At 62.6% G+C, this 25638-nt stretch carries 19 protein-coding genes; 16 read left to right on the top strand and 3 right to left on the bottom strand.

From position 1 onward, the window contains the following. Nucleotides 1–72: 72 nt before the first annotated feature. The 3 genes from ACE3O2_RS13545 to ACE3O2_RS13535 all read left to right on the top strand — a co-directional run bounded on the left by ACE3O2_RS13545 (nucleotide 73) and on the right by ACE3O2_RS13535 (nucleotide 4225). Nucleotides 73–1170: an ABC transporter substrate-binding protein gene (locus ACE3O2_RS13545; RefSeq protein WP_168877521.1), complete on the top strand. Its 1098-nt coding sequence runs from the start codon at nucleotides 73–75 to the stop codon at nucleotides 1168–1170. Between the two features lie 218 nt (nucleotides 1171–1388). Next, entirely contained in the window at nucleotides 1389–3071 is a 1683-nt protein-coding gene (locus tag ACE3O2_RS13540; protein WP_374338317.1) for an ABC transporter permease, read from the top strand. A 50-nt stretch (nucleotides 3072–3121) separates the two neighbouring features. Further along, a complete protein-coding gene (locus ACE3O2_RS13535; RefSeq protein WP_374338316.1) occupies nucleotides 3122–4225 on the top strand; it encodes an ABC transporter ATP-binding protein in 1104 nt (367 codons plus the stop codon). A gap of 106 nt (nucleotides 4226–4331) precedes the next feature. Here the strand turns inward: ACE3O2_RS13535 and ACE3O2_RS13530 are convergent, their stop codons facing one another. Beyond that, the gene (locus ACE3O2_RS13530) at nucleotides 4332–6854 is read right to left on the bottom strand and encodes a DNA translocase FtsK (protein WP_374338314.1); all 2523 of its coding nucleotides are present in this window, start codon (nucleotides 6852–6854) and stop codon (nucleotides 4332–4334) included. 105 nt (nucleotides 6855–6959) lie between these two features. Between ACE3O2_RS13530 and gltX the strand changes: the two genes are divergently transcribed. From gltX to ACE3O2_RS13465, 13 genes are read left to right on the top strand one after another with little or no spacing between them, the layout of a single operon-like run. Beyond that, on the top strand, nucleotides 6960–8354 hold the full coding sequence (gltX, locus tag ACE3O2_RS13525; protein ID WP_374338312.1) for a glutamate--tRNA ligase: 1395 nt from the start codon (nucleotides 6960–6962) through the stop codon (nucleotides 8352–8354). A gap of 6 nt (nucleotides 8355–8360) precedes the next feature. Next, complete coding sequence (locus ACE3O2_RS13520; protein ID WP_168877516.1) at nucleotides 8361–9464, top strand: acyltransferase; 1104 nt, start codon at nucleotides 8361–8363, stop codon at nucleotides 9462–9464. Between the two features lie 8 nt (nucleotides 9465–9472). After that, nucleotides 9473–10042 carry an acyltransferase gene (locus ACE3O2_RS13515; protein WP_168877515.1) on the top strand — a complete coding sequence of 190 codons (570 nt, stop codon included), beginning with the start codon at nucleotides 9473–9475 and terminating at the stop codon, nucleotides 10040–10042. A 39-nt stretch (nucleotides 10043–10081) separates the two neighbouring features. Beyond that, entirely contained in the window at nucleotides 10082–11173 is a 1092-nt protein-coding gene (locus tag ACE3O2_RS13510; RefSeq protein WP_374338310.1) for a DegT/DnrJ/EryC1/StrS family aminotransferase, read from the top strand. Nucleotides 11174–11189: 16 nt separating this feature from the next. Beyond that, on the top strand, nucleotides 11190–12464 hold the full coding sequence (locus tag ACE3O2_RS13505; protein ID WP_374338308.1) for a lipopolysaccharide biosynthesis protein: 1275 nt from the start codon (nucleotides 11190–11192) through the stop codon (nucleotides 12462–12464). Beyond that, a complete protein-coding gene (locus ACE3O2_RS13500; RefSeq protein WP_205882043.1) occupies nucleotides 12461–13015 on the top strand; it encodes a DapH/DapD/GlmU-related protein in 555 nt (184 codons plus the stop codon). The genes ACE3O2_RS13505 and ACE3O2_RS13500 overlap by 4 nt, the downstream gene beginning before the upstream one ends. 1 nt (nucleotide 13016) lies before the next feature. Beyond that, nucleotides 13017–14243, top strand: a complete 1227-nt coding sequence (locus ACE3O2_RS13495) for a DegT/DnrJ/EryC1/StrS family aminotransferase (protein ID WP_374338305.1) — start codon at nucleotides 13017–13019, stop codon at nucleotides 14241–14243. Next, nucleotides 14240–15334: a glycosyltransferase gene (locus ACE3O2_RS13490; protein WP_374338303.1), complete on the top strand. Its 1095-nt coding sequence runs from the start codon at nucleotides 14240–14242 to the stop codon at nucleotides 15332–15334. The genes ACE3O2_RS13495 and ACE3O2_RS13490 overlap by 4 nt, the downstream gene beginning before the upstream one ends. Then, nucleotides 15331–16440 carry a glycosyltransferase family 4 protein gene (locus ACE3O2_RS13485; RefSeq protein ID WP_374338301.1) on the top strand — a complete coding sequence of 370 codons (1110 nt, stop codon included), beginning with the start codon at nucleotides 15331–15333 and terminating at the stop codon, nucleotides 16438–16440. Before ACE3O2_RS13490 ends, ACE3O2_RS13485 begins: the two co-directional genes overlap by 4 nt. Further along, entirely contained in the window at nucleotides 16437–17690 is a 1254-nt protein-coding gene (locus tag ACE3O2_RS13480) for a glycosyltransferase family 4 protein (RefSeq protein WP_374338299.1), read from the top strand. Before ACE3O2_RS13485 ends, ACE3O2_RS13480 begins: the two co-directional genes overlap by 4 nt. Continuing rightward, nucleotides 17690–18877 carry a DegT/DnrJ/EryC1/StrS family aminotransferase gene (locus ACE3O2_RS13475; RefSeq protein ID WP_374338297.1) on the top strand — a complete coding sequence of 396 codons (1188 nt, stop codon included), beginning with the start codon at nucleotides 17690–17692 and terminating at the stop codon, nucleotides 18875–18877. The genes ACE3O2_RS13480 and ACE3O2_RS13475 overlap by 1 nt, the downstream gene beginning before the upstream one ends. Nucleotide 18878: 1 nt before the next feature. Then, on the top strand, nucleotides 18879–19472 hold the full coding sequence (locus ACE3O2_RS13470) for a sugar transferase (RefSeq protein WP_168877507.1): 594 nt from the start codon (nucleotides 18879–18881) through the stop codon (nucleotides 19470–19472). 26 nt (nucleotides 19473–19498) lie between these two features. Next, nucleotides 19499–21337, top strand: a complete 1839-nt coding sequence (locus ACE3O2_RS13465) for a polysaccharide biosynthesis protein (RefSeq protein WP_374338295.1) — start codon at nucleotides 19499–19501, stop codon at nucleotides 21335–21337. Nucleotides 21338–21407: 70 nt separating this feature from the next. Here the strand turns inward: ACE3O2_RS13465 and ACE3O2_RS13460 are convergent, their stop codons facing one another. Then, on the bottom strand, nucleotides 21408–23684 hold the full coding sequence (locus tag ACE3O2_RS13460) for a hypothetical protein (protein WP_374338293.1): 2277 nt from the start codon (nucleotides 23682–23684) through the stop codon (nucleotides 21408–21410). A 35-nt stretch (nucleotides 23685–23719) separates the two neighbouring features. Then, nucleotides 23720–25543 (bottom strand): ATP-binding protein, encoded by a 1824-nt coding sequence (locus tag ACE3O2_RS13455; RefSeq protein WP_374338291.1) that lies wholly within the window; start codon nucleotides 25541–25543, stop codon nucleotides 23720–23722. Between the last annotated feature and the right edge of the window lie 95 nt (nucleotides 25544–25638).

Raw genomic sequence — 25638 nt, 5'->3', positions numbered from 1 at the left:
TAACATGGCTGTCATCGACCCTCAGAGGTCGGATCAAACCCATTTGGGACAGCCCATAACAGGAGACTTATCATGCTGAACCGCCGTCGCTTGCTGACAACCGCCCTGACCCTGGCCTTTGCCGCCGCGCCGCTGCAGCTGCTGCAGGCCGCCGTTCCTGCCGGTTACCCGGCCAGCTACCAGTCGGTGATTGATGCCGCCACCAAGGAAGGCAAAGTGGTGGTCTATGCCACCACCGATGCGGCACTGGCTCAACCGCTGATCCAGAGCTTTCAGCAGCTCTACCCCGGCATCAAGGTCGAGTACAACGATCTGAATTCCACCGAACTGTATAACCGTTTCATCTCGGAAACCGCTGCTGGAGCGGGCTCGGCTGACGTGCTGTGGTCCTCTGCCATGGACCTGCAGGTCAAGCTGGCCAACGATGGTTATGCGCTGCGCTATACCTCCCCGGATGCCAAGAAACTGCCGGATTGGGCGCATTGGCGCGATGAAGTGTACGGCACCACCTATGAGCCGATTGCGTTTGTGTATAACCGCAAGCTGGTGTCCGCAGGCGAAGTACCGAAAACCCATGCGGATTTTGCCGCGCTGATGAACAACCCGAAGTTCAAGGGCAAGGTCACCAGCTATGACCCGGAAAAGTCCGGGGTGGGTTTCCTGCTGGCCAGTCAGGACAGCAAGGCCAACCCGTCCTTCTGGAATCTGGCCAAAGCGCTGGGTGGCGCAGACGTCAAGCTGCAGACCAGCGTAGGCGCCATGATGGAGCGCATCTCCTCCGGTGAAAACCTGATTGGCTACAACCTGCTGGGCTCCTACGCGATGACGCGTGCCAAGAAGGACGCCAACATTGGCTATGTACTGCCGACCGACTATACCTTGGTGATCTCTCGCCTGGCGCTGATTGGCAAGGCCTCCAAAAATCCGAACGCCGCCAAGCTGTGGCTGGACTTCCTGATCTCGACCCGTGGTCAGAGCCTGCTGGCAGCCAGCGACCTGTATGCCGTGCGGACGGACATGGAAGGCAATTCCACCGGTACCTATCTGGGCCGGGTACTGGGCGGCGCGATGAAGCCGATCCCGGTGGGCGCAGGGCTGCTGACCTATCTGGACCAGTCCATGCGTCTGCAATACCTCAAGCAGTGGAAAGCCGCGCTGGCCCGTAACTAAGCGGATGGATTGACGCAGCGGTGCATCGCCTGCCTGGCGGTGCACCGGTCTGAGAATCTGTTCACCGTCTGCGGTGTGGTGGCGATACGGCGTTGCGTCAGTTTCGGGGGGAACTTGTCTCTCCCGGGCGAATCCTGCTTGTGCAGTCGTATTCGCCTTGCCTCACCCTCACCCACAGGCGGTTAGCCGGTTCTGAGCCCTTGCTTGAGGATGTAATCATGAATGCCCTTGCTCGCTTGGGCGGGACCCGTATTGCCGTCGTTTTGCTGGCGGCACTGGCGGTGTTCCTGCCTATCGGTCTGGTTTTTTGGCAGAGTGCCTTGTCCGGACCGTTCTTCTTCCCCAACCATGAGTATGGCTGGGCCGCATACCAGTTCATCTTCGATGACCCGGATTTCTGGATGGCGGCCAAAAATTCGCTGATGATTGCGGTCGGCATGATCGTCATCGCCTTGCCACTGGGTGCTGCTCTGGCTTTCCTGCTTAGCCGTACAGACCTGCCGGGTCGCCGCTGGATCGAAGTCCTGGTGCTGATACCGGTGTTCGTGTCCCCCTTCGTGCTGGGGTTTGGCTACGTGGTGGCGACCGGGCCCGTGGGTTTCTACTCACTGATGTGGCAGTCCTGGTTTGGTTCTGTCCCCTGGAACATCTATTCGCTGCCCAGCATTGCCATCATCGCGGGTCTGACCCACGTTCCCCACGTCTACCTCTATTCCAGTGCGGCCCTGAAGAACCTGGGCTCCGATGTGGAAGAGGCCGCGCGGGTGACCGGCGCCGGGCCGCTGCGGGTGGCGAGCAGCATCAGTCTGCCGATGGTGGCGCCCAGCCTGCTGTACAGTGGCGTGCTGGTGTTCTTCCTTGGTTTCGAGATTTTCGGGCTGCCACTGATCCTGGGTGACCCCGAAGGACATCTGGTACTGGCTACCTACCTGTACAAGCTGACCAACAAGCTGGGCTTGCCGTCTTACCACCTGATGGCCGCGGTTGCAGTCTGCATCATTGCCGTGACCTTCCCGCTGGTGTTGTTGCAGCGCCATTTGCTGAAAACGGCCAATCGCTACATTGCGGTGAAGGGTAAAGCTACCCGGCAACGCCTGATGCCGCTGGGGCGCTGGCGCTGGATGGCGCTGGCGCTGGTCGGTGGCTGGCTGTTCGTGACGGTGGTGGTGCCGCTGTCCGGTATTACCCTGCGTGCCTTTGTGACCAACTGGGGTCTGGGGGTGCAATGGTCGGAAGCGTTCACCCTGCAACATTTCCGCGATCTGGCCGAGCAACCCGGGGTGATCCGCGCCATTTTCAATACCATCCTGATTGGCGTCATTGGCGGGGGGCTGGCGGTCGCCTGCTATACCGCACTGGGACTGGTGGCGCATCGCCGCAGTGACATCCTGACCCGTTGTATTGACTACATGGTGCTGATCCCGCGTGCGGTACCGGGTTTGCTGGCCGGGCTGGCTTTCCTGTGGGTCTTCCTGTTCATCCCGGGGCTGAAGGAACTGCGCTCTTCCTTGTTCAGTGTCTGGCTGGCGTATGCCGTGGTGTGGCTGGCCTATGGCATGCGGCTGGTATCCAGCGCTTTGTTGCAGGTGGCGCCTGAGCTGGAAGAGAGTGCTCGTACGCTGGGCGCGTCGCGCACCCGGGTAAACCTCGAGATCACCTTGCCACTGATCCGCTTTGGCCTGCTGGCCAGCTGGCTGCTGGTGTTCATGATCTTTGAGCGGGAGTACTCCACCGGGGTGTATCTGCTGACACCGGGTACGGAGGTGATCGGCTCCATGCTGGTATCGCAGTGGGCGGCTGGCGCAGTGGATCTGGTGGCGGTGTTGTCGCTGATCAATGTGCTGCTGGTGGGAACCGGCATCGCCATTGCCCTCAAGTTGGGTGTGAAGCTGCATGACTAGTCGGATCAGGGCCGGTAGTGGCCCTGACGGGAAGGATGAGGAGACAGAACATGAATCAACGTGATGCGGCAGCCCGGCAATCGGCTGCCAAGCTGGAAGTGCGGGACCTGCGTTTGGCCTATGGCGATAACCCGATCCTGAAAGGCGTGTCGTTCGGGCTGGCTGCAGGTGAAGTGGTGGCACTGCTGGGGGCCTCCGGCTCGGGTAAAACCACCTTGCTGCGCGCTGTGGCTGGGCTGGAACAGCCCAACCATGGGCAGATCCTGCTGGATGGCAACAAGGCGCTGTTTGATGCGGCCAAAGGCATCGAGCTGCCAGCCGAGAAACGGGATCTGGGTTTGGTGTTCCAGAGCTATGCGCTGTGGCCACATCGTACCGTGCAGGAAAATGTGGCCTATGGCCTGAAGCTGCGCGGTATCGACAAGGGGGAATCCGCAGAGCGGGTGCAGCAGGCGCTGGACAACCTGAACCTGGGGCATCTGGGGCAGCGTTACCCGCATCAACTGTCCGGTGGACAGCAGCAACGGGTAGCGATTGCCCGCGCGCTGGTGTACAACCCGCCAGTCATCCTGCTGGACGAGCCGCTGTCCAATCTGGATGCCGCTCTGCGGCTGGAAGCGCGGGCCTGGCTGCGGGAGCTGATCATCCGGCTCAAGCTCTCTGCCTTGGTGGTGACGCATGATCAGAGCGAGGCCATGGCCATGGCTGATCGCATTCTGCTGTTGAAGGACGGCAAGATCGAGCAGGCGGGCACGCCTCAGGAACTGTATGGTCAACCACGCTCCCTGTATGCCGCCGATTTCATGGGCAGCAACAACCGGCTGGTCGGGCAGGTGGTGCAGATGGAAGGGGGCCTGGTACGGGTAGAAGGTGAGGGCTGGTCACTGTGGGGGGATCCGCGTACGCCCGTCAAAGTGGGAGACCCGGTTACTGCGTTGATCCGGCTGGAGCGGGTGCGCCCGGTGAGTGGCGCGGGTGACAACCGGCTGGCCGTCAAACCGGTGACCGGCATGTATCTGGGCGATCGCTGGGAGCTGCTGTGTGAGTCTGGCGCGCTGCGTCTGCGTGCGTTTGGCGAGGAAAACTGGCAAGCCGGGCATGATCATCTGGAGCTGCCATCTCGCCATGTCTGGGTGTTTGCCGGGCAGGGCTGATGGGCGGGTACTGGGATAGCCATGAAAAAAGCGGGGACTTCCCCGCTTTTTTCATGGCTATCTATCAGTAGGTGAGGCTGCCGCTCAGCGTCCCACTGTGGTCGGCTTACTCCTCACGTGCCGGGACCAGCACGGTACGGTTGCCGTTGCTCTCCATCGGGCTCACCACCCCGGCCATTTCCATTTGCTCAATCAGACGGGCGGCACGGTTATAACCGATGCGCAGTTGCCGTTGCACGGCCGAGATGGAGGCGCGGCGGGACTTCAGCACAAAGGTAACCGCTTCGTCGTACAGCGGGTCGTTTTCGCTGTCGCCTTCCAGAATGCTGCCCTTCAGGTTGTCACTGCCGCCGTCGCCGACACTGCCTTCCAGAATGCCTTCAATATAATTGGCGGCGCCGTGCTGCTTGAGATAGTCCACCACATGGTGCACTTCCTCGTCGGCTACAAACGCACCGTGCAGGCGCTGCGGGTAGCCGGTGCCGGGTGGCAGGTAGAGCATGTCGCCCATGCCGAGCAGGGTTTCCGCCCCCATCTGGTCCAGAATGGTGCGTGAGTCGATCTTGCTGGAGACCTGGAACGCCACGCGGGTCGGGATATTGGCCTTGATCAGGCCGGTAATCACGTCCACCGACGGCCGCTGGGTGGCAAGGATCAGGTGAATGCCTGCCGCACGGGCTTTTTGCGCCAGCCGGGCAATCAGCTCTTCGATCTTCTTGCCCGCCACCATCATCAGGTCGGCCAGTTCGTCGATCACCACCACGATCATCGGCAGCGCTTCCAGCGGCTCCGGATTGTCCGGCGTCAGGGTAAACGGGTTGGTCGGGCGTTCGCCGCGCTTTTCCATGTCGGCCAGCTTCTGGTTGAAGCCCGCCAGATTGCGCACCCCCATGTGAGACATCAGCTTGTAGCGCTTTTCCATCTCCGCCACGCACCAGTTCAGCGCATTGGCAGCCTGTTTCATGTCGGTCACCACCGGGGCCAGCAGATGCGGGATGCCTTCATAGACCGACATTTCCAGCATCTTCGGGTCGACCAGAATCAGCCGCACTTGCTGCGGGGTGGCCTTGTACAGCAGGCTGAGCAGCATGGCGTTGATGGCCACGGATTTACCGGAGCCGGTGGTCCCCGCCACCAGCACATGCGGCATCTTGGCCAGATCGGTGACGACTGGCGTACCGGAAATGTCTTTGCCCATCGCCAGGGTCAAAGGTGAGGTCGAGTTGCCATACACGCTGGCACACAGAATCTCCGACAGCCTGACCGTCTGCCGTTTTGGATTGGGCAGCTCCAGCGCCATATAGGTCTTGCCGGGGATGGTTTCCACCACCCGGATGGCGGCGAGCCCCAGCGCCCGCGCCAGGTCGCGGGCCAGATTGACCACTTGTGAACCCTTGACACCGCTGGCCGGGTCGATTTCATAACGGGTAATCACCGGGCCGGGGTAGGCGGCGACCACCTGCACTTGCACGCCAAAGTCGGCCAGTTTGCGCTCGATCAGGCGTGAGGTGTATTCCAGCGTACTGGCGGCGACGGTCTCGGATTCCAGGGGCGGCATGGCCAGCAGCGAAAGCGGTGGCAAGGGGGAGTCCGGCAGGTCGCTGAACAGCGGCGCCTGCTTTTCCTTGATGGCTTGCCGTGATGGCTCGATCTTGACCGCAGGGATGGCGTCGCGGCGCGGCTGTGGTGCAGCTTCCACTACCGGCTCCGGGCGGACTGGGCGTGGGGGTGGCGCGGGTTCCGCTTCCTCTTCCTGCCAAGGCGGCAGCTCGTCAACCACATCGTCCTCGGTTTCCGGCACGGAGGTGTCGTCATCCGTGGTCAAGGGCTCCAGCTCGGCAGGGGCCGTGGGGTGGTTGAGGATCAAGGGCTCAACCCGTTCACCCGGCACCACCACTTCCACCGGCGCACGGTCTTGCTGTCGGCGTTTTTCTTCGGCCACCATCGCATCGCGTTCGGCTGCAGCGGCCTCGCCCGCCTTGCGGTCCTGATGGGTTTGCCAGATGCCGGTGATGCGCTGCAGGCTGCCTTCCAGTACATGACCCAGGCCCTCCACAAACTGCAGCCAGCTGACCCCTGCAAACAGCGACAGGCCAATGGCGATGCTGGCCAGCAGGACGAGTGTGGCACCGGTAAAGCCAAAGGTATGGGCCAGCGGCGTACTGACCGCGGCGCCGAGCATGCCGCCTGGCTCATCCGGTAGCGCGATTTTCAGGCTGTACAGGCGCAGTGATTCCAGCCCGCAACTACCCGTCAGTGTTACGAAGAAGCCTGCCAGCGACAGCCATAAGGGGTAGCGGGGTGTGTCATCATCGCGATCCAGCCGCCGGTAGCCCCACAGGATGCCGGAGAGGCACAGCAAGACCCACCACCAGGCCGATCCGCCAAACAGGTAGAGCAGCAGGTCTGACAGCCAGGCCCCAAAGCTGCCGCCCGTGTTGTGAATCGGAGCGGGTGGTGCGCTGTGCGACCAGCCGGGGTCTGCCTGATCGTAGCTGATCAGGATCAGTACCAGATAAATGGCGGCGGCCACCAGCAGCAGCCACCACGATTCACGCAGCAGGCTGCCAAGTTGGGGCGTCATGGCCGGTTGGGCGGTGTTGCGCGTGTTGCGTTTGTTCGACGACATGCCGGATGGATATTGCTTGGACAATCTGGCGATTATAGCCGGAAGGGGAGGGCTTCACGTAAAATATCCGGTCTGAACCCTATTCATCATGATGATTGAGCTGACATGACCCCAGTCCGTACCCGTTTTGCGCCCAGCCCGACCGGCGAGCTGCACATCGGTGGTGCCCGCACCGCCTTGTTTTCCTACGCTTATGCCCGCCACCATCAGGGCGTGTTCATCCTGCGGGTGGAAGATACCGATGTCGAACGCTCCACGCCGGAATCGGTCAAGGCCATCTTCGACGGCATGCACTGGCTGGACCTGGAATACGATGAAGGCCCGTTCTATCAAATGCAGCGGATGGACCGTTACAAAGAGGTTCTGGCCGAGATGCTCAAGGCCGGTACGGCCTATTACTGCTACTGCAGCAAGGAAGAGCTGGACGCACTGCGTGCGGAGCAGGAAGCACGTGGCGAGAAACCACGCTACGACCGTCGCTGGCGTCCTGAGCCCGGCAAGACCTTGCCGGAGCCGCCAGCGGGCGTGCAGCCGGTGGTGCGTTTCCGCAATCCGCTGGACGGTGTGGTGGCATGGGAGGACGAAGTCAAGGGCCGTATCGAAATCAGCAATACCGAGCTGGATGACCTGATCATTGCCCGACCAGATGGTACACCGACCTACAACTTCTGTGTGGTGGTGGACGACTGGGACATGGCGATCACCCATGTGATCCGCGGCGACGATCACGTCAACAACACCCCGCGCCAGATCAACATCCTGCTGGCACTGGGGGCGCCGTTGCCGAAGTATGGCCACGTGCCGATGATCCTCGACGAAGACGGCAAGAAGCTGAGCAAGCGTACCGGTGCCGCCTCGGTGATGCAGTATTACGAGATGGGCATCTTGCCGGAAGCCTTGCTCAACTATCTGGCGCGTCTGGGGTGGGGGCATGGTGATGATGAGCTGTTCAGCCGGGCGCAACTGGTGGAGTGGTTTGATACCCGCCAGATCAGTGGTTCGCCGTCACGGCTGGACCGCAAGAAGCTGATGTGGGTGAATGCGCACTATCTGAAGCAGGCTGACGCCGGGCGCATCGCCGCGCTGGTGCGCCCCTTCCTTGAGAAAATTGGCGTGACGGTTGATGAGGCGATTGATCTGCCCGCACTGGTTGGCCTGTACAAGGAGCGGGTGGAGAACCTGTGCCAGCTGGCAGAAGCGCTGGCGTTCTGCTTCCGCACGCCAGAAGCCGACCCGGCACTGCGAGCCCAGCATTTGACCGATGCCGTGCTGCCACACCTGCCGACGCTGGTGTCCCGCCTGCAGGCGCTGGTGGACTGGAGCAAGGACAGTATTGCCGCTGAGCTTAAAGCCGTAGTGGCAGAGGCCGGTTTGAAATTCCCGCAGCTGGCCATGCCGGTACGGGTGCTGCTGTGTGGTACCACGCAAACGCCAAGCCTGGATGCCGTGCTGGCCGCCTTGCCGCGCGAGCTGGTGCTGTCACGCCTGGCGGCAGGTTAAGTGTCCATGCGCCCGCCGCAGGCCGCACCCGGACCTGATCAGGTCGAGTTTGCCCACCTGCTGCGGGGCTTGTCGGCACTGGCGGTGCTGCTGTTCCATTACGGCATTCTGTTCTGGCAACGTCCGGCGCGGGTGGCGGAACTGACCGGCATGCCGGTGCTGCCTGCAGGTATGGCGCTGTGGCCAGGGCATGCTGCTTTCCTGCAGGCGTTTTCGCTCAATCTGGGGGCGATTGCGGTGGGAGCACTATTCCTGATCAGCGGTTTTGTGCTGCCTTTCTCCTTCCGCAAGCAAGTGGATGGCGGCGGCTTCATGATCGGGCGGGCGTTTCGCATTCTGCCGACGTACTGGGCCGGGTTCGCGGTGACGCTGCTGGTGTTGTGGGCCGTGGCCGCGTGGCAGGGCCACGCTTTCCCGCATCGCCTGAAAGACGTGCTGTTACATCTGCTGCCCGGTCTGCGCGATATGCTGGGCGGAGCCAATATCGACGGTATCGTCTGGACGCTGGACATCGAGATGAAGTTCTACCTGCTGGCGCTGCTGATCATCGGGCCGCTACAGCGGGGCAGCCGCGGGCTGTTGCTGCTGCCCGCCGGTTTGCTGCTGCTGGCCACAGGCTGGCAGATGAGCGGGCATGCGGTACCGGGAACCTTGCTGTACTTGGTGTTCGCCTGCATCGGCATCGTGTTTCACCAAGCCTACCAGCGCAACTGGCCGTGGTGGGAGTGTGTGCTGTGGATCGGGCTGGGCTTTGCCCTGTGGTTCCTGCTGGCGGCACGCTGGCTGCATTTTCCACCCAACTTGCTGCTCAGCTACGCTATTGCAGCCGGGCTGTTTGGCGGGCTGTATCTGTTGCGCGCCCATATCCGTCTGCAACGCCCCACCCGCTGGCTGGCCGATGTCAGCTACCCGCTGTACTGTGTCCATGCCGTACTGGGCTACAGCGGCCTGCGCCTCATGCTAGAATGGCAGGTTTCACCGCTGGTGGCCCTACCCTTGATGGCTGGATTGGCTCTGGGGTTGGCTGCGTTGATCCATCATCATGTTGAACTGCCTTCACATCACTGGGGCAAGCGTGTGATCCAGCGCTGGCGTGAACGCACTGCTTAGGAAGCAAAATGACCGCATATACCGTACATCCAACCGCCATTGTGGATGAAGGGGCCGAGATTGGCACCGGTAGCCGCATCTGGCATTGGGTGCATATCTGTGCCAGTGCGCGGATTGGTGAGCGGTGCTCCTTCGGGCAGAACGTGTTTGTCGGTAACGATGTGCAGATCGGCAACAACGTCAAGGTACAGAACAATGTGTCGATCTACGATGCGGTGACCCTGGAAGACGATGTGTTTTGCGGTCCGTCGATGGTGTTTACCAATGTACACAACCCGCGCAGCCATGTCACCCGCAAGCACGAATACCGCCGCACCGTGGTGCGCAAAGGTGCCAGCATTGGCGCCAATGCCACCGTGGTCTGCGGCAACGAGATCGGCGAATATGCCTTCATCGGTGCCGGTGCCGTAGTGACGCGTGATGTGCCTGCGTACGCCCTGATGGTAGGCACCCCGGCACGGCGCATGGGCTGGATGTGCCAGTGCGGTGAGAAATTGCCCAAGGGCAGCGGTGAGCTGAGCTGTGCCACCTGCGCTGCCCGCTACATGGTCGACAGCGAACGCTGCTCGCCGCTTTAACCGGATTGCAACCCTGGACCGCTCCTGGAGCCTTATTGCATGGAATTCATTGACCTGAAAAGCCAGTATCGCCACCTGAAACCGGCGATTGACCAACGTATCCAGCAGGTGCTGGACCACGGGCAGTTCATCATGGGGCCGGAGGTGGCCGAGCTGGAGGCGGTGCTGGCCGACTATGTGGGCGTCAAGCACTGTGTAGGGGTGGCCGATGGCACCACCGCGCTGATGATCGCGCTGATGGCGCTGAACATTCAGCCGGGTGATGAGGTGATCACCACCCCGTTTACCTTTATCGCCACCGGTGAAATGATCGCCCTGGTGGGGGCCAAACCGGTGTTTGTGGATATCGACCTGGTGAGCTGGAACCTGGACCCGGCCCTGCTGGAGGCGGCCATTACGCCGCGCACCCGCGCCATCATGCCGGTCAGCCTGTATGGCCAGTGTGCTGATTTTGACGCCATCAACGCAGTGGCTGCCAAGCATGGCCTGCCAGTGATTGAGGACGCCGCGCAGAGTTTCGGCGCGCGCTATCATGACCGACGCTCCTGCGGTCTGAGCACCCTGGCCACCACCAGCTTCTTCCCGTCCAAACCGCTGGGTTGTTATGGTGATGGCGGCGCCTGCTTTACCAATGATGACGCGCTGGCGCAGCGCATGCGGCAGATTCGTGTGCATGGACAGGACCGCCGATACCACCACCCGCTGCTCGGCCTGAACGGCCGGCTGGATACCCTGCAAGCCGCCATTTTGCTGGGCAAGTGGCCGACCTTTGCCGACGAAGTGGCTGCACGCGAGCGTATCGGCGCCCGTTACAGCGACATGCTGGCCGGCATCGTCACCACACCGCAGCTCACACCAGGCTGCAGCAGCGTGTACGCACAATACACCATCGAAGTGGACAACCGTGATGCGGTGCAAGCCAGCCTGAAGGCGGCGGGCATCCCGACGGCGGTGCATTACCCGATTCCACTGCACCTGCAGCCGGTGTTTGCCGGTCTGGGGCTGGGCGCGGGCAGTTTCCCGCGTGCTGAGGCCGCAGGACGTCGGGTGATGAGCCTGCCGATGCACCCCTTCCTCGACGAAGCCAGCCAGGACCGTGTTGTGGATGCGGTGCGGGCGGCGGTCGCCTGAGGCAAGCTTGCCCGGCATGACCGCGCAACGCGGGTTCCTCCGCAGCATCCTCACCCTGCTGACCGGCGCTACACTGGCGCAGGCACTGCCCCTGCTGGCAGCGCCTGCCTTGACACGCCTGTACAGCCCGGCAGACTTCGGCCTGTTCGCCCTGTTCAGCGGCCTGATGAGCAATATTGCGGTCATGGCGGGTGGTCGCTATGAGATGGCGATTGTGCTGCCGGAGGACGACGACGAGGCGCTGCATCTGCTGGCCCTGTCGCTGCTGATCGCCTTTGGCTGGATGCTGCTGTTGCTGCCGCTCAGTCTGGTGGAAGAAACCACCATTGCCAGGGTACTGGGGCACCCCGAAGTGGCACGCTGGCTGCCCGTGCTGGCGGTGACCGTGTTTGCGGTGGGGTGCGGTCAGTCCTTGGGGTGTTGGGCCAACCGGCGGCGTCGTGACGGGGTGATGGCCAGTTCCCGTTTCCTGCAAAGCGGTGGCACGGTGGGAACGCAATGGCTGGCAGGCTGGGCAAAGTTTGGCTCAGGTGGGCTGATCCTCGGGCAATTGCTGGGTACCCTGCTGGCGGCTGTCTGGTTGGCGGTGGACGCCTTGCGGCAAGGCGGGCACTGGCTGGCGCGCTTGCGCTGGCAGCAGATCAAAGTGGTGGCTTGGCGCTATCGCGAATTCCCGACCATTAACGCCATGCACGCCTTTGTCACTGCGTTTCAGGAGACGGGGGCCTTGTGGGTGCTGTCACATGCCGGTGGTGCCAGTGCCTTGGGCTATTATGGATTGACCATCCGGGTGTTGAAAGCGCCGATCGGGCTGGTGGGCGGGGTCGTTGCTCAGGTGCTGTACCAGCGCATTGCCACTGAGCGCCACGCCGGGCAGGCCATTGCCCCGCTGGTGCGGCAGATGGTGCTGATGCTGGGTGGGTTGGCGGTGGTGCCGGTGGTGATCCTGCTGCTGTGGGGCGAGCCGCTGTTTGCCCTGCTGTTTGGCGCGCAGTGGGATGCTGCGGGTCGTTACGCGCAGTGGCTGGCTCCGTACATGCTGCTTTACTTCGTGGCTTCGCCACTGTCGACCCTGCCGCTGGTGCTGGGGCGGCAACGGACGGCCTTTGCCTTCGCCGTGGTCGGCATCCTGGCTTACCTGCTGGGTTTGCTGATCGGTAGCACGGTGTGGCACAACGTGGAATGGGGGCTGGGTCTGACCTCGGCACTCATGACCACCTATTTTGCCGTGTTCCTGCTCTGGCTGTGGCATATCGCCCGCCATGATGACCGGCAACGGGGGGTAGCATGAGTCTGGATCGCGTGCTGCAACGCTGGGGTTATGCCAAACGCCGACTGCGGGTGACGCTGGCACGCTGGCGAGGTGCCCGCATCGCGACAGGGGCGGGGCTCGACCAGGGCGTGCGCTTGCTGACGCCATCTGCCTGTACACTGGGGGCAGGTAGCATGCTCTACCAGCAGGTGCAGGTGATGGTGACCCCGGGCGGGCAGTTCCAGCTGGGCGCACGTTCGCACCTGGCACCCTGGGGCTATCTGTTGATCGAGGATCAGTGCCTGCAGATTGGTGAGCAGGTGGCGATTGGCCCCTTTTGCAGCGTATTTTGTGTCAGCAATGTCCCCACCCTGACGCAGGCGATGGCGACGGTCAAACACAAGGCTGGCGTGACCATCGGCAATAATGTGTTTATCGGCTCGCAGTGCGTGATCCTGCCGGGTACCCTCATCGAAGATGATGTGTGCGTGGCCGCCAATTCGGTGGTGCAGGGGCGGCTGGAGCGGGGGTGGCTCTACGCGGGTAGCCCGGCGGTGAAAAAGAAACCCCTGGCAGGAGGCCCGGCCTGACATGTCGCTGGTGTGTACTGCCCTGACCTGGCCGATGTGGTGGCGCGCGCAGCTGGACCGGCTGTGGACGCCTGCCGCGCCGGCATTGCAACGCTTTCAGCAAGCGCTGGCCGACGAGCTGGGTTGCCCGACGGACGAGCTGTTGCTGTACGGTGCGGGCCGCATGGGGCTGTATGCCTGGCTGGATCAGCTGGCCCTGCAGCCCGGTGACGAAGTGATCCTGCCCGCCTATACCTGCGTGGTGGTGCCCAATGCCGCCCATTTTGCCGGGGCCACCGTGCGCTACGTGGACATCGACCCGCACACGCTGACGTATGACCTGCCACGCTTGCTGGAAGCGGTGAATGCGCGGACCCGGGTACTGGTGTTGCCTGCCAATTATGGTTTGCCGCTACTGGGGCTGGACACGCTGCGTGCGCGATTCCCCCAGCTGCTGCTGGTGGCAGACTTGGCACATGCCTTGGGCAGCATGCCCGAACCGGTGCTGGCGACACGGTCGCTGGATGCCGCCTTTTTCAGTTTTGAATTCTCCAAGTGCCTGACTACCGGCATGGGCGGTGCGCTGTGGGTGCGTGAACCGGAACTGCGGAAGACTCTGGCAAAAAAGCGGTTACAACTGCCGGTATTCAGTCTGCGCCAGCGTCTGCAGCTAGGCATGACGGTGTTCAGCCATCTGCTGGCCGCCAGCGGCGCGGTGACACTCGGACGCTGGACACAAGGCGTGCTGCGTCGCCTCGGTCTGCTGTACGCGACCTCGGAAGAGCTATCAGGGCTACGCCCGGCACACTATCCTTTGCAGCTGCACACTGGTGCGGCCCATCTGGGCTGGCAGCAGCTGCGTGCCTATGCCGGAACCAAGCAGTTGCGACGTGAGCAGGCGATTGCCTATCAGCAGACGCTGGCCGGGCTGGCAGGGGTCCGCTGCTTGCCGCTTCCAGACGGGGCTGCCTTGCTGCGGTTCCCCTTGCTGCTGGAGGGTACGCTCGCCTCGCGACGCAAGGCCATCATGCAGGCGCTGCAGGACGCGACGGGTTTACCGGTCGGGATGTGGTTCAACCACGTGGTGCATCCGGCAGGCAGCAGCGGGCATGGCTATGTGGATGGGCAATGCCCACAGGGGGAGCAGGTGGCGGCGACCATGCTGAACTTGCCGCTAGGTCGCCATGTCCGCCTCAGTGCGGCACGGCTGGCACGCTTGCGGCAATGCCTGCAGGAGGCGCAGGCATGAGCCCGGTACTGGATACCCTGCTGCTGATTGGCACGCACTCCATCCATACCCATCGTTTTCTGGCCGGGATTGCGCCGCATTGCCGCCAGGTGGTGCTGATCAGCAATGGTGAACCAGGGCCGGAGTGGTGCCCGCCCAATCTGTGTGAAGTGGTGCAGGTCGATTTTGGCCTGCGTGCCTGGCGCACAGCCCGGCGTATCCGGCAGGTGATTGCGCAGTACCAGCCACAACTGGTGCATGTCCATCAAGCCAATAGCGTGGCCTGGCATGCCAGGCGAGCCCTCAAAGGCAGTGCGCTGCCGATGGTGCTGTCCTGCTGGGGCTCGGATGTGCTGCTGTTGCCAAAGCGCAGCCCGCTGCACCACTGGATGGTGCGGGGCAATCTGCGGGCGGCGCGCTTGCTGACGGCGGATTCCCAGGTGCTGCTGCAGCAGGCGCAAAAGGTGGCGGGGCAAACGGTTGCGGGACAGTGGTTGCTGTTTGGTCTGCCCGAGTTGCCGTCACCACCGCTTGATCTGGCCAGCCGCCCCAAACGCATGCTGTCCTGCCGCTTGCATAAGCCCCTGTACCGGGTGGACGCCATCTTGCGAGCGGTGGCGGTGCTGCAGCAGCATGGGCATTGGCAGGACTGGCAGCTGGAAGTCGCCGCCAGTGGCCCGGACACCCCGGCGCTACAGGCGCTGGCCCGTGAGTTGGGTTTGGGTGGGAGTGTGCTGTTCACCGGTTTCATGCCCCACGCCGAGCTGTTGCAAGCCTATGCGCGGTCCCGGCTGTTTGTCAGCGTGCCGGAGAGTGACAGCACCCCGGTCAGCCTGCTCGAAGCCATGGCCTACGGTTGCCTGCCGGTACTCTCCGATTTGCCTGCCAACCGCGAATGGGTGGAAGATGGTCAGCAAGGCTTCCTTTGCCGCGACGTCAAGCAACTGACTGACGACCTGTGGCGGGCCATGCAATGGTGTGAGCAACAGCCGGAGCGCTGGCAGCAGCAGATGCTGGCTAACCATCAACGCATTCGGGAAACCGCCTGGTTCCCGCAGAACATGGCGCAATGCGCCGCCTTGTACCAACGTATTCTGGAAGGGCGGGCATGAAGATCGCCGTATTGACCAGCGCTCACCCGCGCGGTGACATCCGCATTTTCGTCAAGCAGTGCCGCAGCCTGGCTGCTGGCGGACATCAGGTCACGTTGGTGGTGGCCGATGGGCTGGGCGATGCCGTGGTGGAGGGTATTACGGTCAAGGATGTCGGCAAGCCGACAGGGCGCCTGCGTCGCATGACGCAGGGAATCTGGCGGGTCGGTCGCGCGGCTTGGCAGCTGCAGGCCGATGCCTACCATTTCCACGACCCGGAGCTGATCCCGGTCGGCTTGCTGCTGCGGCTGGATGATCGTCAGGTGGTGTATGACGTGCATGAGGATGTGCCCCGGCAGATTCTGGCCAAGCCCTGGATCCGCCCGGCGCTGCGGCGGGGCATTGCCCGGGTGTTCGAATGGCTGGAGGACTGGGCTGCGGGTTGCTTCTCCGCCGTGGTGGCGGCGACGCCGACCATTCGTGACCGTTTTCTGCCACATCAGCCGCGCACGGTGGACGTCAACAACTTTCCCATCCTGTCCGAGCTGACCCCGGCGGGGGATTGGCAGGACAAGCAGCATGCGGTGTGCTATCTGGGGGGAATTACCCGGGTGCGCGGTATCATGGAGGCGCTGGAGGCGCTGGTGCAGACCGACAGCCGCTTGCTGCTGGCCGGTGCCTTCAATGAAACCGCGCTGGAGCACGAGGCCCGCGCGCATCCCGGCTGGCAGCAAACCGACTACCTGGGCGTGGTGGATCGCGCTGGTGTGCAGCAGGTGCTGGGCCGGGCGCGGGTAGGGCTGGTGACACTGCATCCAATCATTAATTACCTCGATGCCTTGCCAATCAAGCTGTTTGAATACATGGCCGCAGGCATTCCGGTGGTCGCGTCGGATTTTCCCTTGTGGCGACAGATTGTGCAGGATGCCGATTGCGGCCTGTGTGTAGACCCGCTGGACCCGGCCGCCATCGCCCAGGCCATACGCGAGCTGCTGGCCGATGAAGCACGCGCTCAGGTGCTGGGCATGAATGGACGCCGTGCGGTGGAGCAACACTATCAATGGTCGGTTGAGGCAGCGAAGCTCTTGACCTTGTACCGCCAACTGGCGCAGGCTGCTGGCGCATGAATATCCTGTATATCAACCACTACGCGGGTACGCCGCAACTGGGCATGGAATACCGCCCCTATTACATGGCGCGGGAATGGGTGCGCATGGGGCATCAGGTCACCATGGTGGCGGCTTCGTTTGCCCACACCCGCAGCCGTCAGCCGGATTGCGCCGGCAAGGTCACCGAGCAGTGGCTGGACGGTATCCGTTACCTGTGGCTGGACACGCCTCGCTATCAGGGCAATGGTGTTGGGCGGGTGCTGAACATTTTTCGTTTTGTGGGCCGCCTGTTTGGCTTGCGCCGTCACCTTGGATCGTTCAAGCCGGATGTGGTGATTGCGTCTTCCACCTACCCGCTGGATGGCTACCCGGCACGCTGGCTGGCACGGAAATACGGCGCCCGACTGGTGTTTGAGCTGCACGACCTGTGGCCGCTGTCGCCGATGGAGCTGGGGGGCATGTCGGCACGCCACCCCTTCATCATGCTGTTGCAGGCCGGGGAAAATCATATCTGCCGCCATGCCGACACGGTGGTGAGCATGCTGCCGAAAGCGTCGCACCATCTGCAGCAGCATGGCATGCCTGCCGATCGCTTCCACTATGTGCCCAATGGCATTGTGGTGGCAGACTGGCAGGAAGACTTGGGCGACTCCTTGCCAGAGCACATGGCCAGCCTGCTGCCGGAGCTGCGACGGCAAGGCCGTTTCGTCATCGGCTACGCCGGTGCCATGGGGGTGGCCAATGCAATGGAGGTGTTGCTGCATGCCGCTGCGCAGGTGAAAGACCTGCCAGTGAGCTTTGTGCTGATCGGGCATGGCCCGGAAAAACCAGCCTTGCAGCGCCTGGCGCACGCGCTGGAGCTGGAAAATGTACACTTTCTGGACGCCATTCCCAAAACGCAGGTGCCGAGCGCGCTGGCGTGGATGGATGCTCTGTACATTGGCTGGCAGCGCCAGCCAATCTATCGCTTCGGCATCAACCCGAACAAGCTGATGGACTACATGATGGCAGGCAAGCCGGTGCTGCACGCGGTAGAAGCGGGCAACGATGCGGTGCAGGATGCCGCTTGCGGCTTGTCCGTGCCGCCTGAAGACCCCGCCGCGCTGGCCGAGGGTATCCGCCGCATGCTGGCTTTGCCGGAATCCGTGCGGGATGCCATGGGCGCGCGCGGGCGTGAATTTGTCATGCAAAACCATGATTATCCTGTCCTAGCGCGCCGGTTTCTGTGCGCCATGGGCCATACTGATGATGAACAGCGGGAACCCTGATGTCTGAACACGCTACTCCATTCTTACCGTTTGCCCTGCCAGATATCGGCGAGGAAGAAATTGCCGAAGTGGTCGATGCCCTGCGTTCAGGCTGGGTGACCACCGGCCCCAAGACCCGTCAGTTCGAGGCTGACTTTGCCCAGTATCTGGGCAGTAGTGAGGCGGACCCATTGCAGGCCATCTCGGTCAACTCGGCCACTGCCGGCTTGCATCTGGCGCTGGAGGCCATCGGCATTCAGCCTGGCGATGAAGTGATCACCACCCCCTACACCTTTACGGCCAGTGCCGAGGTGATTCGCTATCTGGGCGCACACCCGGTGTTCGTGGACATTGACCCGGCCACCTTCAATATCGACCCGGAAAAGATTGAGGCCGCCATCACCCCGCGCACCCGCGCCATCATCCCGGTGCATTTTGCCGGTCTGGCCTGCGACATGACCCGCATCCTGCAGCTGGCACGCCAGCATGGGCTGAAGGTAGTGGAAGACGCGGCGCATACCTTGCCCTCGCGCCATCGCGGTGCCTTGATTGGTACCTTGCAAAGCGAGGCCACGGTGTTCAGCTTCTACGCCACCAAGACCATTACCACCGGTGAAGGCGGCATGGTGGTAATGCGGGACAAGGCGCTGGCGCAACGCTGCCGTACCATGCGTCTACATGGCATCAACCGGGATGCCTTCGACCGCTATGTGTCCAAGACCCCGGCCTGGTACTACGAAGTGGTGGCCCCGGGCTTCAAGTACAATCTGACCGATATTGCCTCGGCGCTGGGTATCCAGCAGCTGAAAAAGGCCGACCGCTTCCAGCAGCGGCGCCAGCAGATGGCCGAGCGCTATAACGCAGCATTGTCTGACCTGCCGCTGATCCTGCCACCCAAGGCGACGATAGCCGGTGACAGCCATTCCTGGCACCTGTATGTGCTGCAAGTCCGGCCTGAGGCGGGTATCAACCGGGATCAGCTGATCCAGGCGATGGCGGATCGTGGCATCGGCTGCAGCGTACATTTCATCCCGCTGCACCTGCAGCCGTACTGGCGTGATACCTATGCGCTGAAGCCGGAAGATTTCCCGCACGCGCTGCAGGTATATCAGGGCGCGTTCAGCCTGCCGCTTTATACCCGCATGAGCGATGCAGATGTTGAGCGGGTGATTGCCGCGCTGCGGGGCATTCTGCGTCCGGCTGCCTGACATGCCAAAGCGTGTATTTGACCTGCTGGCGGCAGGCTGCGGTGTGTTGCTGCTGCTGCCCGTGTTGCTGCTGATCATGTTGTGGATCAAGCTGGATTCGCCGGGACCGGTATTTTTCCGTCAGGAGCGGGTAGGGCGCTTTGGCAAACCCTTCCGTATCCACAAGTTCCGCACCATGTATGTGGATGCGGAAGCGCGTGGCTTGCAGCTGACGGTTGGCGCGGATCCCAGGGTGACCCGCAGCGGCCAGTTCCTGCGCCACTACAAGCTGGACGAACTGCCACAGTTGCTGGATGTGCTGCTGGGGCAGATGAGCCTGGTGGGGCCGCGTCCGGAAGTGCCGCGCTATGTGGCTCACTACCCGGCAGACGTGCGCGACAAGGTGTTGTCGGTCCGCCCGGGCCTCACCGACCTCGCCAGCATCGAATACCGCCATGAAAACCGGCTGCTGGGGGAATCCAGTGATCCGGAGCACACCTATCTGCACGAAGTGATGCCAAACAAGTTGCGCATCAACCTGCAGTACGTGGACAATCACGGATTATTCAGTGACATCGGCATCCTGTGGCGTACGCTGCAGGTGCTTTTCCGGTAATCACCATGCATCCCATGCTAGACCGAATGAGCCGATCGCAGCGCCTGTGGGCGCTGGTGGCGCTGGACGCGCTCTTGCTGCCTATGGCCTTGCTCACCGCCATTGTATTGCGCTTTGGCGGCTGGCCTCATGATCTGGACAAATACTGGCCACTGCTGCCGATTGCCCCCTTGGTGGCCATCCCGGTTTTCATCAAGATGGGCTTGTATCGCGCTGTCGTCCGCTATATGGACGAAAAGATCATGGTCACCGTCTTCAGCGGGGTGTCGCTGTCGGTGCTGCTGCTGGCGACGGTGGTGACCATGGGGCGCTTCGTCAACATGCCGCGCAGCGCCATCGTGATCTACTGGATTCTGGCGATGGCCTATATCGGCGCCACCCGCTACTTGGCGCGGGGCCTGTTGCGCACGCTGGAAAACCAGCAGCTGGAGCGTACCGCCGTCGCCATCTATGGTGCCGGGCGAGCAGGCTCGCAGCTGGCGCTGGCGCTGGCGGCGGATCGTCACTACGAGGTTGTGGCGTTCTTTGACGATGATAAAGGCCTGCATGGACGGGTGATTGCCGGGGTGCATGTTTACCCGCCTGCAGATGCCGCCAGCCTGATTCAGGCCCTGCAGATTCGCCAGGTGCTGCTAGCCACCCCGTCTTTGCCCAAGTCGCGTCGGCGCGAGATCCTCAATGCCTTCGAACCGCTGCATGTGCAGCTGAAGACCGTGCCGGACATGAAGGATCTGGTGGAAGGCAGCATTGAACTGGCCGACGTTCGGGAAGTCACCATCGAGGAACTGCTCGGGCGCGAGGTGGTGGAGCCGATTCCAGCGCTGATGCAGGCCAATATCACCAGCAAGGTGGTGATGGTCACCGGGGCGGGGGGCTCCATCGGCGCGGAGCTGTGCAGACAGATCATCCGGCAGCAGCCCAAGGCGCTGGTGCTGTTTGAGGTCTCCGAATTTGCCTTGTACCAGATTGAGCGCGAACTGCGCTTGCAGTTGCCTGGCGGGGTCGGGCTGGTGGCCATGCTGGGGTCGGTGGTGGATCAGGCCCGGCTGGAATCCGTATGCCGCACACATGGGGTGCAGACCATCTACCATGCGGCTGCTTACAAGCATGTGCCCATTGTGGAAGACAACCCGCTGGAAGGCGCGCGCAACAACATCCTCGGTACTTTCCACGCCGCACAGGCCGCGATTGCCTGCGGGGTGGAAACCTTTGTGCTGATTTCGACTGACAAGGCCGTGCGCCCGCCCAATGTGATGGGGGCGACCAAGCGCATGGCCGAGCTGGTGCTGCAAAGCCTGGCCACCCGCCACAGCCAGCCGGTGTTCAGCATGGTACGGTTCGGTAATGTGCTGGGGTCGAGTGGTTCAGTGGTGCCGCTGTTTCGCGAGCAGATTCGGCAGGGAGGGCCGCTGACGCTGACCCACCGCGACATTACCCGCTACTTCATGACCATACCGGAGGCGGCGCAACTGGTGATCCAGGCAGGCGCAATGGCCAAGGGTGGTGAAGTGTTCCTGCTGGACATGGGTGAGCCGGTGCGCATCTACGACCTGGCGGTGAAGATGATTCACTTGTCTGGTCTGGAAGTGCGTGACGAGCGCCACCCGGAAGGAGATATCGCCATCCAGCTGACCGGCCTGCGCCCCGGCGAGAAGCTGTACGAAGAGCTGCTGGTAGATGATAACGCTGTGCAGACTTCGCATCCCCGCGTGATGATGGCGAACGAAGCCTGCTGGACCGAGGCTGATTTGCAGGCGGCACTCACGGTGTTGCACGAAAGCATTGCCAGCGCGCAGCCGACACAATTGCTGGCCTTGCTGAGCCAGCATGTGGCGGGTTTCTCCCGCCCTGGCATTCCGGGCTGAGCCTGGCCCTAAAACAACAACGCCACAGCGTGCTGTGGCGTTGTTGTTTTAGCAGGACAAACGCACTAACTCATAACGCATAGCGGGCGACAATATCCTCGTGTTGCGCCATCGGCAGACCGTGGCGGTCTGCATAGCGCGGCCAGCACACCGGGTGGGCCCAGTCGCGAGTCAGCTCACGCAGGGTGTGATCGACCTGCTTGGGCGTCACAGCCCGTGGAGCAGCCACCTGGAAGTAGCGGCCCGGCAGCGGCTCCTCACTGGCCGGGTCGGTGACGGTATAGTCGTCGGGACTATTGACCCACCATTCCCAGCCCATGCCATCCAGCGCCTCGACAAAGGCCTGGAACTGCTCGTCCGGTGCGGCGGCGCCATCCACGAAGCAGCTCTCGCCAAAGCCACCGGTTTCGATGGTGTAGATTGGGCGGAAGGTAGGGATGAATTCCTTGCGCTCTTCCTCATCCTCGGGTGGGGCCTCCAGCAAGGCAGCATCAAAGGCCACCCAATCACGCACCCGCTGCTGCCACGGTGCAATCGACAAGGTGGCAATGCGGGCGGTCACCGGGCCGGTGCGGTAGGCGTAGTATTGCTTGCTTTCACCGTTCTCCTCGAAGCGGATGAAGCAGCGCCCCCAGTTTTCCTCAATGGCACCTTCGCCTTCGTCGATGTTCAGCTCAAGCCGGGCAGCCGTTTCACGGGCGGTGGCCCAGTCCTGTGCAGCACAAGCCGTACTGAGCAGGTCCCAGTCCTCATTTTTGCCGGGCTCGGCGCGACTGGCGAGGATGCGGCGCTGTTCGACCGCCACCTGTGGTTGCCCCAGTGCTAGCGCTGCGTCGGCCCACAGGCTGCGCGGGCCAATGGCTTCCGCATCATGCTGCAGATAGTGTTGCATCTGCTCAATGGCTTGCGCCCATTGCTGGCGGCGGAAGGCCAGACGGCCACGACACCAGTGCGCTGAAGCGGGGTTCTCCGCTTCCAGCAGGTCTGCCAGGCTTTGCACGTCGTCCTGCAGGTCGTGCTCCATCAGCTGGTTCAGCAATTGATAATTCGGCCCGTTGACAGTCGGGTTGCGACGCACGAATTGCCACAGGTGGTCACGGGCCGCTTGCTGGTCACCACAGGCATGTAAGGCATTGGCGGCAAATTCAGCCAGCTCCGGGTCGGCCGGGCGCTCGGCGCAGGCGGTCAGCAGCCAGTCCACCTCCGCTTCCGGGCTGCGGTTTTCCTGGGTGGGCAGGTAAGCTGCCAGCTCGTCTGCCGGTACCGGTAGCGCCGCGTGGGCCGGCAGCGTGGCGATCTGGGCCGCCAGTGCCTCGACATCGGCACGCAAATCTTCCGGTTTACGCATCCGGGCCAGGTGGGTTTGGGCAACCTGCAAGGCTTGGCGTGCGCTGCGGTGTGCGCCCCGCAGCAAGGCCAGCTCGGCATGCCACAGTGCCAGGCTAACCGCTTTGCGATGTGCGCCGACCGTGCTGGCATGTGCCATGGCCTTTTGCATGGCATTACCCAGCCCCCAATGATTGCTGTCCGGTGCCAATTTCACCATCAGGCGGGCGGCCATGGCCCAGTCCATATGCGACGAGGGGACCAGATCACCAAAGGAGGGCAGGGCTGCCTTGGCGGCATCGAGGTCACCACGCTCGGCATGGATGATGGCGCGCAGCAAGGCACGGCTCTGCCAGCGATCGTCGCTGCCATCCTTTTCGTCCTCATCAATGGCATCGAGCATGGCCAGTGCCTCATCAACCTGACCATTCAGCCACAGTGCGCGCGCCTGGCCGCCGCGATAGGTGGAGGTCAGCGTGTCGCCGCTGTCCAGAATGGCCTTGGCCTGGCGGTCCAGAAACACGATGGCCTCTGCTGGACGCTTGTCGTCCAGCAGGGCGTCGGCGTATTCACGGCTGATACAGGTAAAGCACGGCCATTCCGGGTTGATGCGGGCCAGGGTTTCCTCGCACACCTGCAAGCGCTCCCGCGCCCAGCCCGGACCATCGACATTGCCATAACAGATGGCGATGTCCTGAGTGACGCAGACCGACTGCGGGCAGCTCTGGGTTTCCTCCCGGTGGGCAAAATCCAGCAGGTCTGCGGCTTCACCAAGGGCAACCTCGCCTTCGGACAGGTTGTTCATGCGGTTACCCAGCCCCCAGTGGCGGAAGTAGACTTCCAGCCACGAGTTCTTCAATGCACGGGCAGCGGCAATCGCTTCCGGCAGGGCGGCCACCACCCGTTCCGGGCGGTCTTCGGTGGCATCCGACGGGATGCTGTCCATCAGGTCGGCAACACGGTCATAACCCGCTGCGCGCAAGTCACGTTGCAGGTCAAAGACCCAGGCCCAGATATCCATGTGAATTCCTTTAGTGTCAGTAGCGACTGGCCGCGTCAAGCAGACAGCAGCAAGGAGAAGACCCGGTTGACCCGGCCCAGCGCGGCATTGAGGTCCAGCTGGCCGCCTTGTTCGGCGCCGGATGCCAGAATCACTTTCAGCGCCTGCAGCAGGCCCGCTGCTTCCTCCGCCTGGGGGTGACCCTGGCGGTAAGCCTGCAGCAGTTGTGTGACCGCCGGATTATCCAGATTCAGATACAGGCGACGGGTCACGCTGTCATCCAGTTGTGCAGTGAAGGCGCGCACCAGCTGCAGGGCCGCGACCGAGATGCGCTTGTCCGCTTCATCGGCCTCAAGGCGGCGTTTCAACTCCGCCTCGCGGTCATGCACCACCACCAGCGGCAAGGCGGTGGGCTCAAAGCGGGCTGGCACCAACTTTTCGCCATTACCCAGTACCAGGTTCAGCCAATCCAGCTCGTTGGCGGGCAAGCTGTCCTCACTGAACAGCTTGCGGTTACCGTGCTCGGTCCCCAGCTCAATCAGCACGCCACCATGACGGCTGACCCATTCGCGCAGGAAGGGCACCACCGCATAGCGATCACCACGGGCCACCGGCATGTGCAGCGCGCGGAACAGCATGTCCTCAAAACCACCGGGGCTACCCATATTGATATGGATGCGACCCTTGTCGAGCAGGCTGCGTACCGAGAGGTCCCCTTGCGAGGTCGGAATGCGTACTGATTCGGCCAGCAGGTCGAACAAGCGTGGGTCGCACAGGGCTGCGCCCAGCAGCGCTTCATTATGTCGGCTGAGGACCCTCCGCCAGGCTTCGGGCTGCTGGCGGGCCACTTGCGCCAGACCGTCAATCAACGCTTCGGTCAGGGCGGACTGGGCGGCATGGTAGGCATCGTCGCGTTGCAGATCCTCCCGGCTGGCGGTGGGCGTCAGGCGGTTGGATTCGATCACGCCGCCGATAAACCCGGCCCAGGCGGGCAGCAGGTCACGGGCATCATCGTCCAGCAGCATGCCACGCACAAACACCGAGAGATTGCGGTTGTCACTGGTGCCGTAGGTGGCGCCATCCTGCACCCACAGCAAGCCGCGGACATCACTGCCCGGACTTGGGGTGATTGGCAGGGTACACAGTGGCTCGAAGCGCTCTTCAAAGCGGGTGGCAAACGCCAGCGCCTTGCGGCGTGCCTGCACCGCGTGCTCAACCACGGTACCTTGCACCTGGCGCCACGGCGGTGCCTCACCGTTCAGTGCTTCGTCATCCTGGCCAATATACACCGGCACGTGCAGCAGGGCACAGTAACGGCGCAGGATCTTGGCCAGCATGCCGTTGCCGCCCAGATTGCGGTAGCTGTCGCGCAGAACCAGCTCCACCACGGTCCCCACCGGACGGGGCTCTGCCGGAGTCAGCGTGTATTGCTCACCGTTGCTCGACTGATAGCACCAGCCCAGCTCCGGCGTTTGCCAGGAGGTGGTGGTGACGGTGACCCTGCTGGCCAGCACGAAAGCCGACAGAAAGCCAAGCCCGAACATGCCGATCAGTTCGTCGCTCTGGGTTTCTTCGCGCAGCTTGCGGGTGTAACCCACGCCCACCGTGGCCAGATAGCGGTGGATTTCCTGATCGGTCAGCCCGGCACCGCTGTCGACCACCCGCACAATACCAGCGGCCAGATCACCTTCGACCCGGATCAGATGTTGCTCCGGCACGGCGGGGTCTTCCATGCGACGTCGAACGATGGAATCGTGTGCGTTTTGCACCAGCTCACGCAGGGCGACGACCGGGGTGGAGTACAGGTGCTGACCCAGCACCGTCATCAAGCCACCCAGGTCCACATCGGCCGTACAGACCTGGCTGAGGGTATCGTTCATATGTGGTATCTAAATAGTGAAGGCAAAAAAAGGGCGGGGCGGATGCAGGCCATCAAATCCCGGCTGCGATTATGACAAGAGCACGGCAGGACGCC

It is taken from the genome of Leeia sp., assembly GCF_041909055.1.
Classification (GTDB): domain Bacteria; phylum Pseudomonadota; class Gammaproteobacteria; order Burkholderiales; family Leeiaceae; genus Leeia; species Leeia aquatica.
This window is presented reverse-complemented; position numbering and strand designations above follow the sequence as displayed.

Excerpts from the sequence above, each read along its gene's own strand:
- ACE3O2_RS13510 (WP_374338310.1), top strand. The coding sequence starts at position 10,082 with ATGGAATTCATTGACCTGAAAAGCCAGTATCGCCACCTGAAACCGGCG.
- ACE3O2_RS13495 (WP_374338305.1), top strand. The coding sequence starts at position 13,017 with ATGTCGCTGGTGTGTACTGCCCTGACCTGGCCGATGTGGTGGCGCGCG.
- ACE3O2_RS13520 (WP_168877516.1), top strand. The coding sequence starts at position 8,361 with ATGCGCCCGCCGCAGGCCGCACCCGGACCTGATCAGGTCGAGTTTGCC.
- ACE3O2_RS13455 (WP_374338291.1), bottom strand. The coding sequence starts at position 25,543 with ATGAACGATACCCTCAGCCAGGTCTGTACGGCCGATGTGGACCTGGGT.
- ACE3O2_RS13540 (WP_374338317.1), top strand. The coding sequence starts at position 1,389 with ATGAATGCCCTTGCTCGCTTGGGCGGGACCCGTATTGCCGTCGTTTTG.
- ACE3O2_RS13500 (WP_205882043.1), top strand. The coding sequence starts at position 12,461 with ATGAGTCTGGATCGCGTGCTGCAACGCTGGGGTTATGCCAAACGCCGA.
- ACE3O2_RS13465 (WP_374338295.1), top strand. The coding sequence starts at position 19,499 with ATGAGCCGATCGCAGCGCCTGTGGGCGCTGGTGGCGCTGGACGCGCTC.
- ACE3O2_RS13475 (WP_374338297.1), top strand. The coding sequence starts at position 17,690 with ATGTCTGAACACGCTACTCCATTCTTACCGTTTGCCCTGCCAGATATC.
- ACE3O2_RS13515 (WP_168877515.1), top strand. The coding sequence starts at position 9,473 with ATGACCGCATATACCGTACATCCAACCGCCATTGTGGATGAAGGGGCC.
- ACE3O2_RS13485 (WP_374338301.1), top strand. The coding sequence starts at position 15,331 with ATGAAGATCGCCGTATTGACCAGCGCTCACCCGCGCGGTGACATCCGC.
- ACE3O2_RS13505 (WP_374338308.1), top strand. The coding sequence starts at position 11,190 with ATGACCGCGCAACGCGGGTTCCTCCGCAGCATCCTCACCCTGCTGACC.
- ACE3O2_RS13470 (WP_168877507.1), top strand. The coding sequence starts at position 18,879 with ATGCCAAAGCGTGTATTTGACCTGCTGGCGGCAGGCTGCGGTGTGTTG.
- ACE3O2_RS13535 (WP_374338316.1), top strand. The coding sequence starts at position 3,122 with ATGAATCAACGTGATGCGGCAGCCCGGCAATCGGCTGCCAAGCTGGAA.
- ACE3O2_RS13460 (WP_374338293.1), bottom strand. The coding sequence starts at position 23,684 with ATGGATATCTGGGCCTGGGTCTTTGACCTGCAACGTGACTTGCGCGCA.
- ACE3O2_RS13490 (WP_374338303.1), top strand. The coding sequence starts at position 14,240 with ATGAGCCCGGTACTGGATACCCTGCTGCTGATTGGCACGCACTCCATC.
- ACE3O2_RS13545 (WP_168877521.1), top strand. The coding sequence starts at position 73 with ATGCTGAACCGCCGTCGCTTGCTGACAACCGCCCTGACCCTGGCCTTT.
- ACE3O2_RS13480 (WP_374338299.1), top strand. The coding sequence starts at position 16,437 with ATGAATATCCTGTATATCAACCACTACGCGGGTACGCCGCAACTGGGC.
- gltX (WP_374338312.1), top strand. The coding sequence starts at position 6,960 with ATGACCCCAGTCCGTACCCGTTTTGCGCCCAGCCCGACCGGCGAGCTG.
- ACE3O2_RS13530 (WP_374338314.1), bottom strand. The coding sequence starts at position 6,854 with ATGTCGTCGAACAAACGCAACACGCGCAACACCGCCCAACCGGCCATG.